This window comes from Dactylosporangium sp. CS-047395, from assembly GCF_050942185.1.
Classification (GTDB): Bacteria; Actinomycetota; Actinomycetes; order Mycobacteriales; family Micromonosporaceae; genus Dactylosporangium.
Genome location: NZ_CP192015.1, coordinates 2,721,554 through 2,735,782 on the forward strand (window position 1 = coordinate 2,721,554; position 14,229 = coordinate 2,735,782).

Below are 14,229 nucleotides of genomic sequence, written 5' to 3' on the forward strand. Positions count from 1 at the left end.
CGCAGCATGCCGCTCATCGCGCACCTCAGCGATCCGCACATCACCACCGGCGCCCTTTCCGCGGAGCCGGCCATGGGCCTCTACCGGGCCCTGACCCGCGTGCTCGCGCTGGAGCCGCGCCCCGACTGCGTGATCATCACCGGCGACCTCGTCGACCACGGCCGTTCGGCGGAGTACGAGGTGCTCAAGGAGCTGATCGAGCGCTTCCCGGTGCCGATCCATCTGGTACCGGGCAATCATGACGGCAAGGCCACGCTCCAGGCGGCGTTCGGCCTGGAGCGGACCCACCGCCTCGCCGAGCACAGCGGCTTCAACGTCGTCGTGCTCGACTCCCTCGAACCCGCGCTGGGCGACGCCGGCATCCTGGGCCCCCAGCAGCTGGAATGGCTCGACCAGACCCTCGGCCGGCACGGCGGCGTCCCGACCTTCGTCTGCCTGCACCACCCGCCGATGCGGGTCGGCATCCCCGGCATGGACGCCATCCGGCTCGTCGACGGGCCGGAGCTGGCCGAGGTGGTGCGCCGCCACCCGCACGTCGTCCGGGTGCTGGCCGGGCACCTGCACCGGGTCGTGACGGCCGGGTTCGCCGGGACGATCCTCAGCGTGGCGCCCAGCACGTACCGTCAAGTCGACCTCGGCATGCGCCCGGACCGCCCGGTCGGGTTCGTCGCCGAGCCCTCCGGCTTCCTGTTGCACCGCCTGGAGGGCAGTGAATGCGTGACGCACCTGGTGCAGGTGAGTCATACGGGTGCGCCAGTGATCGGCTATTGAGCCCTTTTGGCCCATTCCGCGTGGCACGTTTCCGGGATTTGAGGTGTGCCGGTGGCCCGTACCTTGAATGCAGTACCTGAGCGCACCCCTCACGCGAACCGAGAGGAACCACCCCCATGAGCGAGTACGGCGACATCGACGCGGGCCAGGAGCACGCCTCCCTGGAGGCCGTGCACGAGGGCCACGGAGCCGAGCTGGACCACCAGTCCCAGTACGGCATCCTCGAGCAGGACCACCGCAGCTTCGAGCACGAGGAGTTCGAGAACCTCAAGCACATCGAGTACACGGACGCCGCGGGCAACCACTACGAGATCACCGAGTACACGCACTACGAGCACACCGAGGTCGAAGAGGACCACACCCTCATGGCGTACGGCCAGGAGAGCGTGGGCGAGTCGGGCTTCGGCGCGGCCGACGGCACCGACGCCGGCTTCGGTGAGGCGGGCTTCGGCGAATCGGGTTTCGGTGAGTCGGGCTTCGGCGCGGCGTCGATCTCCTCCGGCCTGGAGAGCATCACGTCCCGGTTCGAGAACTTCCTGGGCTCCGGCCTGACGAACAACAACGAGATCGACGAAGCCAGCGCGTGACGACGGCCCCTCGGGTCGGTGAGATTGCGCTCACGACGCCGGTCGGCGGGATCCCCGCTGACCGGCGCCGTTTCGTTTACGTGTCCGTTGTCAAGCAGTTAAACCGCCGGAAATGGGCGGCATTCCGCGAAGAACCGACGCAGACTGGGTCGCCATGAGCCTCGACGACGACTGGCACTACCTGCCCACCAGGACCCGGGCCGGCGCGCTGCAGCGTGGACTCGGCCGGGGCGCGGTGCGGGCCAGACAGGACCCGGCCGCGCCGGAGCTGGTGTACGCCTGCATCCGCCGCGACCACCGCTGGCTCCCGCTGGACGACCGCGCGGTCTACCTCGCGCGCCTGGTCCGCGACCTGGAGCTGCCGATCGGCCCGATCGCGGCCCGGCTGTTCGCCGCGACCGACGAGACCGGCGAGTTCACGCACGTCCTGCGGGTCGCCGAGGCCCTCGGCCGGGCGGGCAACGACGACATGGTCGAAAGCCTTCGCCGGTACGTCCAGATCGGCCACTACTGGCGCGAGGCCCTCGGCACCATCGCCGCCGCGTGGCCCGCGAACTGGTGGGACGACCTGCTGCCGGTGGCCGCCGACCGGCTCACCAGCGCCGGCCGCGCCCTGCACCTGCCGCCCGGCGCCCCGTGGGGCGAGTGGGCCGGCCGCGACGAGCGCATCCGCGAGGCCGTTGCGCACGGCCCGGAACCGCTGCGCGGCCTCGGCGAGCTGCTGTCCGCGGCCGACCTCTACGACGACTGCGCCGCCCAGCCGGTCCTCGACTCCCTGCCCGCGGCCCGGCGGGCGGCGGCCGATCCGGGCTCGGGGGAGTACTGGCCGGCCCTGTGCGTGCTGGCCGAGCGCGGCGACGAGTCCGACGGCCCCGCCCTGCTGGCCGGCCTCGACTGGCTGGACAAGCGCGAGGACGACCTGTGCGGCTACGACCGCCTGGTCGACGGCCTGGCCCGGGTCGGCGGCGACGCGGCCGTGCAGGCGCTGCCGCGGATCCGCTCGCTGTGGTTCAGCCCGCACTCGTACGAGCGCGCCGCCTACCTGCGCGCCCGCCTGGCCCTGGAACCGGACGCCTGCGCGGGCGCCCTGACCGAGGGCCTGTGGGACTGCGAGGCGGACGTGCGCCTGATCTCGGTGCGCCGGGTCCCGCTGGACGAGAAGCTGGAGCGCCGCCTCGCCTACCTGCGCGACGACCCGCTGGAGACCCTGGAGGTCCGCGCGGCCGCCGCCGAGCGCATCAACCTGGAAGCGATGCTCCAGGACAGGGCCTAAAGGACCAGGTGGTCGAGCACCTCGCGGAGCCTGGCGCCGGGGTCGGTGCCGGCGTCGGTGCCGTCGACGATGAGCAGGCCGAGGGCGGTCCGGCCGAAGATCCAACCGCAGATGGTGTACTGCCGGTCGGCATCGACCGCCTGCGCGCACGACGCCCGGCCGCGGTGGGCGCCGGGATCGGCGGCGGCGGGAGCGCCGGCCCGCACGTCGGGCACCATTCGCTGGGTCCGCTCGCGCAGGGTTCGCAGCATCGCGTCGTCGTCGGGCCGCCCGCCGGTCGGCCCGGTGCCGCCCCAGGCCACGATGAGGCCGACCCGGTTGTCGGTGTAGGCCGCGCTGAACGGCGTCAGGCCCAGCGACTGCTGATCGGCCCGCACCTGGTCGGCCACGACGGCGGCCGATTGCGGGTCGGCCCGCCACTCCCCGAAGCCGTCCGGGGCGGTGAGGGCGCCCGGCGCGGTCGGGCGGCCGAGCACCAGGTCGGTCGTGAGCAGCAGGAACAGTACGGCGATGGCGCTCGCGGCGATGCCCGCGGCCCAGAGCGCGGCGCGGCGTCGGTCGGCCGGCACGACCGGTTCGACCGCCAGCGCATCGAGGTCGAGTTCGTCGCGGCTCACGGCGGGAAGGCTACGGCAGGGCACCTGTCGGCTGGGTGACACCTCGGCGCAAGTGGCTGCCAAGTCTCCGCCAAGTGTCGTCGCGCATCATTTCCTCAGCGCCACTTGAAAGGGCCACGGGAAAAGGTCATGGCCCTCGCACCACCTACCTCGAGAACATTCTCGATACACATATAACTGAGCCAGCCCGGCGGCGCCCCCGTTGCCGCCGGGCTCTCATTTGTCCGCGGGCTACTTGGCGGTACCGCAGGTGGCTTGAATGCGCTGCGTCAGGCGATCGGCGAAGGCGGCGTCGCTGATGACCCGCTGCTGGAACGTCTCGACCTGGTCGGTGCTGAGGTCGGTGTAGATCGGGCGCGACGCGTACGCCGAGGCCATTGCCGACGGGTCCGTGTAGACCTGCGACTGCACCGAGCACAGGTGCGCCGCGGTGGCGTCGAGGAAAATGGTCTCGCGGCGGTCCGCGGTCAGTGACGCCGATGCCGTGGGCTTCGGGGCCGTCATCTGCTGCGTGGTGTTGTCCTCGGCGTTGTCGGAGGAGTTGCCGCACGCGGAAAGGCCCGCCGCCAGGGCCAGGACGGCCGCGGCGAGCAGGGCACGGGAGCGGATCACGAAGTTCCCACCTCTCTGTGGAAAAGCACGGCGGGCCGGTCGGCACCTTGTGGGGGTGCCGGCCGGCCCGGGGCCGTTACGCGACGACGAGCGTCAGGTCGTTCGAGTCGGTCGTGGTGCCGTAGGAGAGCTTGACCGTGAGCTTGTAGGTGCCGGCGGCGACGTTCGTCGCGTCGAACTTGACCGCGGCGAAGTCGTCGGTGCCGACGGCCAGGCCCGCGCCCTTGTTCAGCTGGGTGTAGGTGCGGTCGGCCGGGTACGACACGACGAGCCCGGAGGGGCCGCCGGAGACCGAGATCTGCAGGTTGTCCACGCCGCTCTTGCGCGACTGGAAGACGACCTGCTGCCAGACCGGGGTGGCCTTGGGCACGGTCACCGTCGTGGTCTTCTGCACCACGGCGTCGCCGCTGACCGCCACGACCGGCAGGGTCGCCGTGGTCGAGCCGGTCTTCGCGGTGCCGGTGCAGGAGGTCGCCCCGTCGGCCTTGACCGTGTAGGAGTAGTTGAGCGTCAGCGGTACCAGCGCCAGCAGCGTGTCCGTCTTCATGGTGACCTGGAACGCGGCGTAGTCGACCTGGCCCTGGTTGAGCGAGTCGCCCTTGGACAGCGAGCTGTAGGTGGCGGTGTTCGTCGGGTACTTCACCGTGACGCCGGTGCCGCTCGCCGTGACCTTGACGTTGCAGACGTCGTCCGTGGCCGCCCACATCGTGCCCACCCAGCCCGTCTGGCCGGGCAGCATCGGCGCGAGCACCGGAATGACCAGCCCGAGGTCGGTCGTCGCGGCGGAGGCGGGGGCCGCCGCGGGGAGGATGGCGGCCGCACCGGCGGCGCAGGCGAGGGCGATGGAGGCTGAACGGCGCATCGGATGGGGTCCTTCCCAAGATGACTGGTGTCGACGAGCTGATCGGCGGCGGAAGGGGCGGGTTGAGCTAGCCGGTGAGCGCTATCCAGGAGTCGTACTGGTGCACCGCGATTCCCGCGAACGCCGGATAGCGCTGGGCGGCGGTGTCGACGGCGCGCAGGGTTTGCTGCAGCTGGGAGGCCGTGTCGCCGTGGAAGCTGCAGTACGCGCAGTCGCCCAGGGCCTGCGTCTCGGCGCCCAGCCGGACCGGCTTGGCCAGCGACGCGGCCCGGTTCAGCAGGTCGGCGGCGACCCCGACGATCGAGTTGGTGCCGGTGGCGGTGTTGCGGTAGCTCATCACCGTGACGCCGGCGACCCGGGCCAGGACCGCGTCGGCGAGGCTCCCGCCGCCGGAGACGGCCACCGTGGGCAGCCAGAACGGCACGTCGAGCTCGAGCGGAAGATCGGTCGCCGCGATCGTCTGATCCAGAAGCGAGAGATAGTCCGGTACCAGAGAAGCCTGGTCCTTCTCCCAAGCCGGAAGCAGGTAGGGCTCCACGTCCAGGTGCAACCCGTGGAAAAGGCCCGTCGCCGCGGCGCCCCGGGCCCAGGCGAGCGCGGTCGCGTGATCGGTCGTCCAGGACGGCTCCCCGCCGAGGGCGTCGAGCATGATCCCGGCCTCGTCGCACAGCTCCTTGAGCCGCTCGAGCTCGGTGGTGCCGGCCGTCGGGTCGTAGTAGACGAACAGCGCGCGCACCCCGTTGGCGGCGGCCCAGTCGACGACCGGCTGCGGCTCCTCGTGCTTCCACAGCCACATCGCCCGCGTGCCCGGCGGGGCCACGTAGGTCTCCGGGGCGAGGCCGGGCAGGCGCAGGGGCGTGGCGGCGATCAGCGCGATCGCCACGAGGAGCACGCACAGCACCGCCTGGGCGGCCGGATCCACCACGCGCCGCATACCCGTCCCATCGGCCGCCGCCTGCGGATTGTGAGGGTCACACCGCGCCACGTTGACGTTCCGGTGCCGGTGGGACACGATTGCGGAGCGGTATGTGGAGGAACCCGGTGCGAATCCGGGACGGTCCCGCCACTGTGACCGGGGAGGCGTCCCTCAGCGCACGGACCACGGCCGGCTTCGGCCGGAAGGTCGGGGGGCGGCGGCGATCCGGCAGTCAGGAGACTCCGGCCGCCGATCAGACGTCACCTCGCGGGCGCGGACCCGCCGAAGGGAAAGAGTGCCCGTGACCCCGCCGTACCCGTTCTCGGCCGTCGTCGGCCTGCCCGATCTGCGCCTTGCGCTGCTGCTCACCGCCGTTTCGCCGGCCATCGGGGGAGTGCTCGTCCGCGGCGAGAAGGGCACCGCCAAGTCCACCGTCGTGCGGGCCCTCGCCGCGCTGCTGCCCGAGGTGCCGGTGGTGGCCGGCTGCCGGTTCGCCTGCGACCCGGCCGCGCCCGACCCGGAGTGCCCGGACGGCCCGCACACCGTCGACACGCTGCTCGCCGCGCCGACCCTCGACGCCGCCGACGGCCTGCCGGTGCGCGACGCCGGGTTCGAGCTGCTGGAGGAGTCGCCGGTCACCGTCGGGTTCGAGGTGCGCCGCTCCGCCCTGGTCGAGCTGCCCGTCGGGGCGACCGAGGACCGGGTGGTCGGCACGCTGGACCTGCAGCGGGCGCTGGGGGACGGGGTCAAGGCGTACGAACCGGGGCTGCTGGCGGCGGCGCACCGGGGCGTGCTGTACGTCGACGAGGTCAACCTGCTGCCCGATCACCTGGTCGACCTGCTGCTGGACGCGGCGGCGATGGGGCGGGCGCACGTCGAGCGGGACGGCGTGTCGGTCAAGCACGCGGCCCGGTTCCTGCTGGTCGGGACCATGAACCCGGAGGAGGGCGAGCCGCGGCCGCAGCTCGTCGACCGGTTCGGGCTGGTCGTGGGGGTGACGGCGCCGCAGGAGGCCCCGCCGCGGGCCGAGGTGGTGCGGCGGCGGCTGTCCTACGAGGCCGATCCGGCCGCGTTCGCCACCCGCTACGTGGCCGAGGACGCCGCCCTCGCCGAGCGGATCGTGGCGGCGCGGTCCCGGCTGGGCGCGGTGGCCCTTCCCGACGCTGAGCTGGATCGGATCGCTCGGATCTGTCTCGCGTACCGCGTGGACGGGCTCCGGGCCGACATCGTCGTCGCGCGGACGGCGGTGGCGCTGGCGGCCTGGCACGGGCGGTCGATCGTGACCAGGGAGGACGTGCGGGACGCGGCGCGGCTGGCGCTGCCGCACCGGCGGCGGCGGGACCCGCTCGATCCGCCGGGGGCCGATCGGGATCGGCTCGAGGAGGTGCTTGACCAGGAGGCCGGGCCGGACGACGACGATCCGCCGGCCGATGGTGGGCCGCCGCCGCCGCCCGATGACGATCCGGTTCCTCCCGGCCCTTCCGACATTTCGGAAATGTCGGATTCATCCGATTCGAGCGGTGGCCCGCCGCCCCCGGTCGCGCCCGAACAGCGGCCGCCGGTCGAGCAGGAGGGTGACGGTGGTTCGCTGTCCTATAAGTCCGACTCGCCGGGCGAGTCTGACTTATCGGAAATGTCGGACACGCCGGGTTCTACCGGCGTCGCGTCGCCCGGGCAAATGGCGTTCGCCGGCGTGCCGTACAAGCCGAAATTGCTGAGCATTGCTGGACGGGCGAACCGGCAGCAGGGCTCGCACGCGGGACGGCGCTCGCCCGCCCTCTCGCGGCACGGGCGGGTGGTCCGGTCGCGCACGCCGATCGGCGGGAAACTGACGAGCATCCACGTGCCCGACACGATCCGGGCCGCCGCGCTGCGCGGGTCCAGCCGCGCCGAGGCCCGCGACGTGCGCGAGGCGGTCAAGGTCGGCCGCGAGGCGAACCTGGTCCTGTTCGTCGTCGACGCCTCCGGGTCGATGGCCGCCCGGCAGCGGATGACGGTGGTGAAGACGGCCGTGCTGTCGTTGCTGCGGGACGCGTACCAGCGACGGGACAAGGTCGGCATGGTCTCCTTCCGCGGCCACGAGGCCACGCTGGTGCTGGAGCCGACCGCCAGCCACGAGGTCGGCGTGGTGCGCCTGGCCGAGCTGCGCACCGGGGGCCGCACGCCGCTGGCCGCCGGACTGCGCCAGGCCGCGCGGGTGCTGCACGGTGAGCGGCGCCGCGACGCCCGCCGCCGGCCGTTGCTCGTGGTGGTCACCGATGGGCGCTCGACCAGCGGGCCCGACCCGCTGAGCGTGGTGCCGCTGCTGGCCGGGGTGCCCGCGGTCGTCGTCGACTGTGAAAACGGCCCCATTCGCTTGAATCTGGCCCGCCGGCTCGCCGCCGCGCTCGAGGCCTCCTGTATCCCGCTGAGCAGCCTGGGAGCCTGACAACATGCCGCAAGGGAAAGTCGAGAGCGTCCCGGACGACGGGCTGACCACGCGCCAGCGGCGGCGGCAGCACGTGCTGGCCGTACACACGGGGCAGGGTAAGGGAAAATCCACCGCCGCGTTCGGCATGGCGCTGCGGGCCTGGAGCGCCGGCTGGCCGATCGCCGTGTTCCAGTTCGTGAAGAGTCCGAAGTGGAGGGTCGGCGAGGAGTCCGCCCTGCGCGCCCTGGGGGAGACCGGCAAGGGCGGCAGCGTCGTGTGGCACAAGATGGGCGAGGGCTGGTCCTGGATCCAGCGGCCCGGCACCGAGCGCGATCACGCGGCCGAGGCGGCCGAGGGCTGGGAGCAGATCAAGCGCGACCTGGCCGCGGAGGCGTACCGGTTCTACGTGCTCGACGAGTTCACGTACCCGATCAAGTGGGGCTGGGTGGACATCGCCGACGTCGTGGCGACCCTGCGCGAGCGGCCCGGCAACCAGCACGTGGTCATCACCGGCCGCGACGCCCACCCGGATCTGGTCGAGATCGCGGACCTGGTCACCGACATGACGAAGGTCAAGCACCCGATGGACGCCGGGCGAAAAGGCCAGCAGGGCATCGAGTGGTAGCCCGGATCGTCATCGCGGCGCCCGCCTCCGGCCACGGCAAGACGACCGTCGCGACCGGCCTGCTCGCCGCCTTCGCCGCGCGCGGGATGCGGGTCGCCCCGTTCAAGGTGGGGCCGGACTACATCGACCCCGGGTACCACGCGCTCGCCGCCGGCCGCCCGGGCCGCAACCTCGACCCGGTCCTGGTGGGGGAGGAGCTGGTCGCGCCGCTGTTCGCGCACGGCTCGGCCGGCACCGACCTGGCCGTCGTCGAGGGCGTCATGGGCCTGTACGACGGGCGCACCGGGGCCGGCGAGTTCGGGTCGACGGCGCACGTGGCCCGGCTGCTGGGCGCGCCGGTGATCCTCGTGGTGGATGCGACCGCCCAGGCCCGGTCGGTCGCGGCGCTCATCCATGGGTTCCGGTCGTTCGGGCCCGGCATTCACATCGCGGGGGCGATCCTCAACCGGGTCGGCTCCGATCGGCACGAGCAGATCCTGCGGGATGCGTGTGCCGAGGTGGGTACGCCGGTGCTCGGCATCCTGCGCCGCCACGACGCCGTTGCCGCGCCGTCGCGGCATCTCGGGCTGGTGCCGGTGGTGGAGCGCTCGTCGGACGCGGCCGCCTCGGTGGCCGCGCTGGCCTCCCTCGTGGCAGCGAGCGTGGACCTGGACGCGGTGGCGGCGGTGGCCCGGTCGGCACCGCCGTTGCCCGCGGTGCCGTGGTCGCCGGCCGTGGCCGAGCCGGTCGCGGGGGAGCCGGTGGTCGCGGTGGTGGGCGGGCCGGCGTTCTCGTTCTCCTACGCCGAGACCGTGGAGCTGCTCACCGCCGCGGGTGCCCGGGTGTCCACAGTGGATCCGCTGCGGGACACGACGTTGCCGTCCGGGACGCGGGCGCTCGTTGTCGGGGGCGGGTTCCCCGAGGTGTACGCCGAGCAGCTCTCCGCCAACGCCGGTCTCCGTGCCTCCGTGGCCGAGCTCGCCGCCTCGGGGGGTGCGATCGCGGCCGAGTGCGCGGGATTGTTGTGGCTGTGCTCGTCGCTCGACGGGCTGCCGATGTGCGGGGTGCTCGATGCCTCGGCGGCGATGACTCCTTCGCTCACCTTGGGCTACCGGGATGCGGTTGCCCTGTCGGACAGCGTGCTGGCGCCGGCCGGAACCAGGGTCACCGGGCACGAGTTCCATCGCACCCGGGTGACGCCGGGCTCGGGTCCGTCGCCGGCGTGGGCTTGGCGGGACGGGCGGGACGGGTTCGTCGCCGGGTCGGTGCACGCGTCCTATCTGCACCTGCACTGGGCGGGGCAGCCGTCGTTCGCGCAGCGGTTGGTGGCTTCGTGCGTGTCGTAGTGGGTGTCGGCGGGCGGTCCACGGCCGTCGCCGCGGACGTGCTGGAGTTGTTGCCCACGCTGGATCCGGTCGCTTGCGTGTCTACTGTGGATGGTCGGCGCGGGCTGGCGGAAGCGGTGGCGGCGGAGCTAGGATGTGGTGTCGTCTCGTTCGCCGCCGAGGCGCTGAACGAAGTGGTTGTTCCGTCGCCGTCCGCCCGCGTGACCTCCGCGCTCGGCACGCCGAGTGTCGCTGAGGCGGCCGCCCTGCTCGCCGCTGGTTCGTCATCGGCCGCTGTGCTGCTGGTCGGGAAACGATCTTCGGCGGTCGCTACGGTCGCCGTGGCCGCGGCCGCGCCCGATGTCGTCGTGGTGGGCATCGGGGCCGACGGGGAGCTGAGCGCTGCCGGGCGTGCGGCTCTTCGCGAGGCCGAGGTGGTGTTCGGCGGGCCGCGGCAGCTCGACCTGCTGCCTTCGGACCCGAACGGTTTCGAGCGCATCGCGTGGCCGTCGCCGCTGGTGCCGGCGCTGCCGCGGGTGCTGGCCGAGCAGTACGGGCGGCGGGTGTGCGTGCTCGCCAGCGGGGACCCGATGCAGCACGGGATCGGGACCACGCTGGTGCGGCTGCTGGGCGCCGGGCATGTGCGCGTCGTGCCGCAGCCGTCGTCGGTTTCACTGGCCTGCGCCCGGCTCGGCTGGGCGGTCGAGGACACCGAGGTGATCCGCGACGCCGGGCTGCTGCGCCGCTACCTCCACAATGGACGGCGGGTGCTCGTGCTCTCCGCCGGTCGGCAGACGCCGCTCGAAATCCGCGACATCCTTGCCGAGACCGGGTTCGCCGGCAGCGCCGTCACCATCCTCGAGGACCTGGGAACCGCCGGCGAGCGCATCCATCACGACCCGGCCGACGCCCGGCCGCTCAACGTCGTGGCGGTCGAGTGCCGCGGCGGGGACGGGATCGCGGTGGCGGGTGGGATCGAGGATGCGCGGTACGACAGCGACGGCCAGCTCACCAAGCGCGAAATCCGCGCGGTCACACTCGCCGTCCTCGCCCCGCGCCCCGGCGAACTGCTCTGGGACGTCGGCGCCGGCTCCGGCAGCATCGGCATCGAGTGGATGCGCGCCCATCGCGCCTGCCGCGCCGTCGCCTTCGAGCGGGACGCCGAACGGGCCGAGCGGATCGGACGCAACGCGCGTACCTTCGGCGTGCCCGGTCTGGAAATCGTCGTCGGGGCCGCCCCCGAGGCCCTCGCCGACCGGCCCGCCCCCGACGCCGTCTTCATCGGCGGTGGCCTGACCGCGCCCGGCGTGTTCGACGCCTGCTGGGCGGCCCTGCGCCCCGGCGGCAGGCTGGTCGCCAACGCCGTCACCATCGAATCCGAGCGGCTCGTGGCCGAACTGCAGAGCCGGCACGGCGGGGAGCTCACCCGCATCGCCGTCAACCGCGCCGCACCCGTCGGCGGCTTCCTGGCCTGGCGCCCCATGCTCCCCGTGACCCAGTGGACGGTGTACCGATGACCGTGTCCTTCATCGGCGCCGGCCCCGGCGCCCCCGACCTCATCACCGTCCGCGGCCGCGACCGCATCGCCGCCGCCCCGGTCTGCCTCTACGCGGGCAGTCTGGTCCCGGTCGAGCTGCTGTCGTACTGCCCGGCCGGCGCCCGCCTCGTCGACACCGCCGACCTGGACCTGGACCAGATTCTGGCGGAGCTGGTCGCGGCCCACGAACAGGGGCTGGACGTGGCCCGCCTGCACTCCGGCGACCCCTCGGTCTTCAGCGCCATGGCCGAGCAGCTGCGCCGCCTGGACGCGGCGGGCATCCCGTACGAGATCGTGCCGGGCGTGCCCGCCTTCGCGGCGGCGGCGGCTGCTCTGGGCCGCGAACTGACCGTCCCCGGCGTGGCCCAGTCGGTCATCCTGACCCGCACCGCCGCCCGGGCCACGCCGATGCCGCCGCGCGAGGACCTGGCCACCCTGGCCGCGAGCCGGGCCACGCTGGTGCTGCACCTGGCCGTACAGCGGATCGCGGAACTCGCCCCGGAGCTGGCTTCGCATTACGGCGCCGACTGCCCGGCCGCGGTGGTCGCGTACGCCAGCCGGCCCGACGAAATCGTGCTGCGGGGCACCTTGGCCGACATCGCGGATCAGGTGCGGGCGGCGGGCATCAAGCGCACCGCGGTCATCGTCGTGGGCTCGGTGCTGACCGCGGCCGAGTTCCCGGACAGCCACCTGTACTCGGCGAGCCGGCACCGCGCCTGACCGTCAGCCGAGCGCGATCCAGACGTCGTCCAGGGTGCCGTGGAACTGGTCGTTGTCGTTGCCGCCGCCCTTGCCGCCGATGCTCAGGGGCACCGTGTTGCTGATGGCGAGCCCGGCCGGGATGGCTGAGGTGGCGTGGACGGCGTCGTCGACCAGGAGGGTCAGGGTCGCGCCCGCGCGGCGGCATTCGAGTTTGTGCCAGCCGCCGTCGGCGATCGAGACGTCGGACTGGGCTACGTGGATGCCGCGCACGACGTTGTCGGACAGGACGCAGCTTGGGCGGCCGGCGCGGCCGTCGACCTGCAGTTTGTACTGGCCGCCGGCGGCGGAGTAGCCCTTCTGCAGGATGTTCTCACCCGAACCGGTCTGGCCCTTGCCCAGTTTGACCGTGGCGCCGTAGCGGATCGGGCCGGCGCCCGGATTCAGCTCCGGGGCGTTCGGGGCCTGCAGGACGGCGTGCGGGCACTTGCGGCCGGTGCACTTGGCCGGGAACGCCGCGGCCCGGCCGGCGTCGCGGGCCGAGAGCTTGACCTTGCCGCCGTGGATGGCGAACGGCGTCAGGGTGTGGCCGCGGCCCGACGCGTCGCCGATCGTCCCGCCCGGATTGATCGCGTCGAAGGTGTACTGGGCGATGATCACCGGTCCGGCCGCGCCCTCCGTGGCACTGGCGGTGGTCGGCGAGGCCGTGCCGAGCAGTGCCACGGCGCCGGCCAGCGTCGTCGCCGCGAGAGTCCCCCATGTCCTCATGTCCGAAATGTGCCATATTTACCGGCTCGCAAACACGCAATCCCACCATCGTGTCGGTTACAGTATGCAACCGTTCGGACGACAAGCCGTCACCCGAACGCGGCTCTGCAAGACTGTGGGGATGCGGTGGGCGATGATCGTGGCGGTCGTCGCCCTCGTGCTCGGCCCACCCGGCGCGGCGTTCGCGCGGGAGTCGGCGAGCCCGGCCGAGGTCTGCCGGATCACCGACCCGGCCGTCACCGAGGTGTCGGGGCTGGCCGCGCTGCCCGGCGGCGGGTACCTCGTGGAAAACGACTCGAACCCCGAGCCGCGCAAGACCCGCCTGTTCTTCCTCGGGCCGGACTGCAAGGTGACCCGCAGCGTGGGGTACCCGACGACGGCCCGCGACCCCGAAGACCTCGCCGTCGGCCGGGACGGGACGGTCTGGATCGCCGACATCGGCGACAACAGCCCGCTGACCGGCGGCTCCGGCAAGCGCCGGGACACCATCGCGCTGTGGACGCTCGCGCCCGGGGCGAAAAGCCTGAAGATCCATCGGCTGCGGTACCCCGACGGCACCCCGCGCGACGCGGAGGCCCTGCTGATCGACGGGCAGGGCCGGCCCGTCATCGTCACCAAGGACCCCAGCGGCGACGTGTTCCGGCTGGACACCCCGCTGCCGACCGACAACGCCGAGGGGGCCCCGCTCACCAGCATCGGACGGTTCACGGCCACCCACAGCGGCACGAGCAACCCGTTCGGCTTCCTCGGCGACGGCTTCGTCACCGGGGCGGCCGCCTCGCCCGACGGGACGGAGGCGGTCGTGCGCACGTACGCCGACGCCTACGAGTTCGACGTCCCCGACGGCGACGTGGCCAAGGCGATCACCACCGGCACGCCCCGGGTGACCCCGCTCCCGGACGAGCCGCAGGGCGAGGCGATCGCCTACACGCCGGACGGCAAGGACTTCCTCACCGTCTCCGACCAGGCCGGCCCGGTCAGCATCCTGCGCTACACCGTGGACCGCCCCAAGCCGAGCCCGTCGCCCACACCCGCGAACACCACCGGAAACAAGCCCGGGCAGAACACCGGAAGCAAGCCCGGCGAAAGCGCCGCCGCACCGGAGGGCCCCGACCGCCGCGGCAAGGTCGCGCTGCTCACCGGCGCGTTCGTCGTGGTCGGAATCGGCCTGGTAGCTGCGGTGGCCAGACGAGCCAGGCGGCGCTGACAGACGGGCGAGGCGGCGCTGAGGCCATCCGGTGTCGACGC

The 14,229-nt window shown here is 72.9% G+C and carries 14 protein-coding genes and 1 riboswitch; of the genes, 9 read left to right on the forward strand and 5 right to left on the reverse strand.

Features of this window, described 5'->3' with window-relative positions; all coding sequences use genetic code 11:
* Nucleotides 1–6: 6 nt before the first annotated feature.
* From ACQP00_RS12700 to ACQP00_RS12710, 3 genes are all read left to right on the forward strand, one after another.
* A complete protein-coding gene (locus ACQP00_RS12700) occupies nt 7–771 on the forward strand; it encodes a phosphodiesterase (protein WP_433218518.1) in 765 nt (254 codons plus the stop codon).
* Nucleotides 772–887: 116 nt separating this feature from the next.
* On the forward strand, nt 888–1,358 hold the full coding sequence (locus ACQP00_RS12705; RefSeq protein ID WP_433218520.1) for a hypothetical protein: 471 nt from the start codon (nt 888–890) through the stop codon (nt 1,356–1,358).
* Between the two features lie 154 nt (nt 1,359–1,512).
* Nucleotides 1,513–2,631, forward strand: a complete 1,119-nt coding sequence (locus ACQP00_RS12710; protein WP_433218522.1) for a hypothetical protein — start codon at nt 1,513–1,515, stop codon at nt 2,629–2,631.
* On the opposite strand, the gene ACQP00_RS12715 is transcribed toward ACQP00_RS12710, so the two are convergent.
* The 4 genes from ACQP00_RS12715 to ACQP00_RS12730 form a co-directional block, all read right to left on the reverse strand.
* Complete coding sequence (locus ACQP00_RS12715) at nt 2,628–3,248, reverse strand: hypothetical protein (RefSeq protein WP_433218523.1); 621 nt, start codon at nt 3,246–3,248, stop codon at nt 2,628–2,630. The genes ACQP00_RS12710 and ACQP00_RS12715 overlap by 4 nt on opposite strands.
* Nucleotides 3,249–3,479: 231 nt before the next feature.
* Nucleotides 3,480–3,860 (reverse strand): hypothetical protein, encoded by a 381-nt coding sequence (locus ACQP00_RS12720; RefSeq protein ID WP_433218525.1) that lies wholly within the window; start codon nt 3,858–3,860, stop codon nt 3,480–3,482.
* Nucleotides 3,861–3,936: 76 nt separating this feature from the next.
* Entirely contained in the window at nt 3,937–4,722 is a 786-nt protein-coding gene (locus tag ACQP00_RS12725) for a hypothetical protein (RefSeq protein ID WP_433218527.1), read from the reverse strand.
* A gap of 67 nt (nt 4,723–4,789) precedes the next feature.
* A complete protein-coding gene (locus ACQP00_RS12730) occupies nt 4,790–5,656 on the reverse strand; it encodes a hypothetical protein (protein WP_433218529.1) in 867 nt (288 codons plus the stop codon).
* Nucleotides 5,657–5,754: 98 nt separating this feature from the next.
* Nucleotides 5,755–5,880, forward strand: a riboswitch (cobalamin riboswitch).
* Nucleotides 5,881–5,939: 59 nt separating this feature from the next.
* Here ACQP00_RS12730 and ACQP00_RS12735 point away from each other — a divergent pair.
* The 5 genes from ACQP00_RS12735 to cobM are packed head-to-tail and all read left to right on the forward strand — an operon-like array spanning nt 5,940 to nt 12,234.
* Entirely contained in the window at nt 5,940–8,066 is a 2,127-nt protein-coding gene (locus ACQP00_RS12735; RefSeq protein ID WP_433218531.1) for a VWA domain-containing protein, read from the forward strand.
* A 4-nt stretch (nt 8,067–8,070) separates the two neighbouring features.
* Nucleotides 8,071–8,673 carry a cob(I)yrinic acid a,c-diamide adenosyltransferase gene (cobO, locus tag ACQP00_RS12740; protein ID WP_433218533.1) on the forward strand — a complete coding sequence of 201 codons (603 nt, stop codon included), beginning with the start codon at nt 8,071–8,073 and terminating at the stop codon, nt 8,671–8,673.
* The gene (locus tag ACQP00_RS12745; protein ID WP_433218535.1) at nt 8,667–9,998 is read left to right on the forward strand and encodes a cobyrinate a,c-diamide synthase; all 1,332 of its coding nucleotides are present in this window, start codon (nt 8,667–8,669) and stop codon (nt 9,996–9,998) included. The genes cobO and ACQP00_RS12745 overlap by 7 nt, the downstream gene beginning before the upstream one ends.
* The gene (cbiE, locus tag ACQP00_RS12750) at nt 9,986–11,494 is read left to right on the forward strand and encodes a precorrin-6y C5,15-methyltransferase (decarboxylating) subunit CbiE (protein WP_433218537.1); all 1,509 of its coding nucleotides are present in this window, start codon (nt 9,986–9,988) and stop codon (nt 11,492–11,494) included. The genes ACQP00_RS12745 and cbiE overlap by 13 nt, the downstream gene beginning before the upstream one ends.
* Nucleotides 11,491–12,234, forward strand: a complete 744-nt coding sequence (cobM, locus tag ACQP00_RS12755; protein ID WP_433218539.1) for a precorrin-4 C(11)-methyltransferase — start codon at nt 11,491–11,493, stop codon at nt 12,232–12,234. The genes cbiE and cobM overlap by 4 nt, the downstream gene beginning before the upstream one ends.
* A 3-nt stretch (nt 12,235–12,237) precedes the next feature.
* On the opposite strand, the gene ACQP00_RS12760 is transcribed toward cobM, so the two are convergent.
* Nucleotides 12,238–12,981 carry a LamG-like jellyroll fold domain-containing protein gene (locus ACQP00_RS12760; protein ID WP_433218540.1) on the reverse strand — a complete coding sequence of 248 codons (744 nt, stop codon included), beginning with the start codon at nt 12,979–12,981 and terminating at the stop codon, nt 12,238–12,240.
* Between the two features lie 121 nt (nt 12,982–13,102).
* Between ACQP00_RS12760 and ACQP00_RS12765 the strand changes: the two genes are divergently transcribed.
* Entirely contained in the window at nt 13,103–14,188 is a 1,086-nt protein-coding gene (locus tag ACQP00_RS12765) for a hypothetical protein (RefSeq protein ID WP_433218542.1), read from the forward strand.
* The last annotated feature ends 41 nt before the right edge of the window (nt 14,189–14,229 follow it).

Excerpts from the sequence above, each read along its gene's own strand:
- cobM (WP_433218539.1), top strand. The coding sequence starts at position 11,491 with ATGACCGTGTCCTTCATCGGCGCCGGCCCCGGCGCCCCCGACCTCATC.
- ACQP00_RS12765 (WP_433218542.1), top strand. The coding sequence starts at position 13,103 with ATGCGGTGGGCGATGATCGTGGCGGTCGTCGCCCTCGTGCTCGGCCCA.
- ACQP00_RS12760 (WP_433218540.1), bottom strand. The coding sequence starts at position 12,981 with ATGAGGACATGGGGGACTCTCGCGGCGACGACGCTGGCCGGCGCCGTG.
- ACQP00_RS12710 (WP_433218522.1), top strand. The coding sequence starts at position 1,513 with ATGAGCCTCGACGACGACTGGCACTACCTGCCCACCAGGACCCGGGCC.
- ACQP00_RS12705 (WP_433218520.1), top strand. The coding sequence starts at position 888 with ATGAGCGAGTACGGCGACATCGACGCGGGCCAGGAGCACGCCTCCCTG.
- ACQP00_RS12725 (WP_433218527.1), bottom strand. The coding sequence starts at position 4,722 with ATGCGCCGTTCAGCCTCCATCGCCCTCGCCTGCGCCGCCGGTGCGGCC.
- ACQP00_RS12730 (WP_433218529.1), bottom strand. The coding sequence starts at position 5,656 with ATGCGGCGCGTGGTGGATCCGGCCGCCCAGGCGGTGCTGTGCGTGCTC.
- ACQP00_RS12700 (WP_433218518.1), top strand. The coding sequence starts at position 7 with ATGCCGCTCATCGCGCACCTCAGCGATCCGCACATCACCACCGGCGCC.
- cobO (WP_433218533.1), top strand. The coding sequence starts at position 8,071 with ATGCCGCAAGGGAAAGTCGAGAGCGTCCCGGACGACGGGCTGACCACG.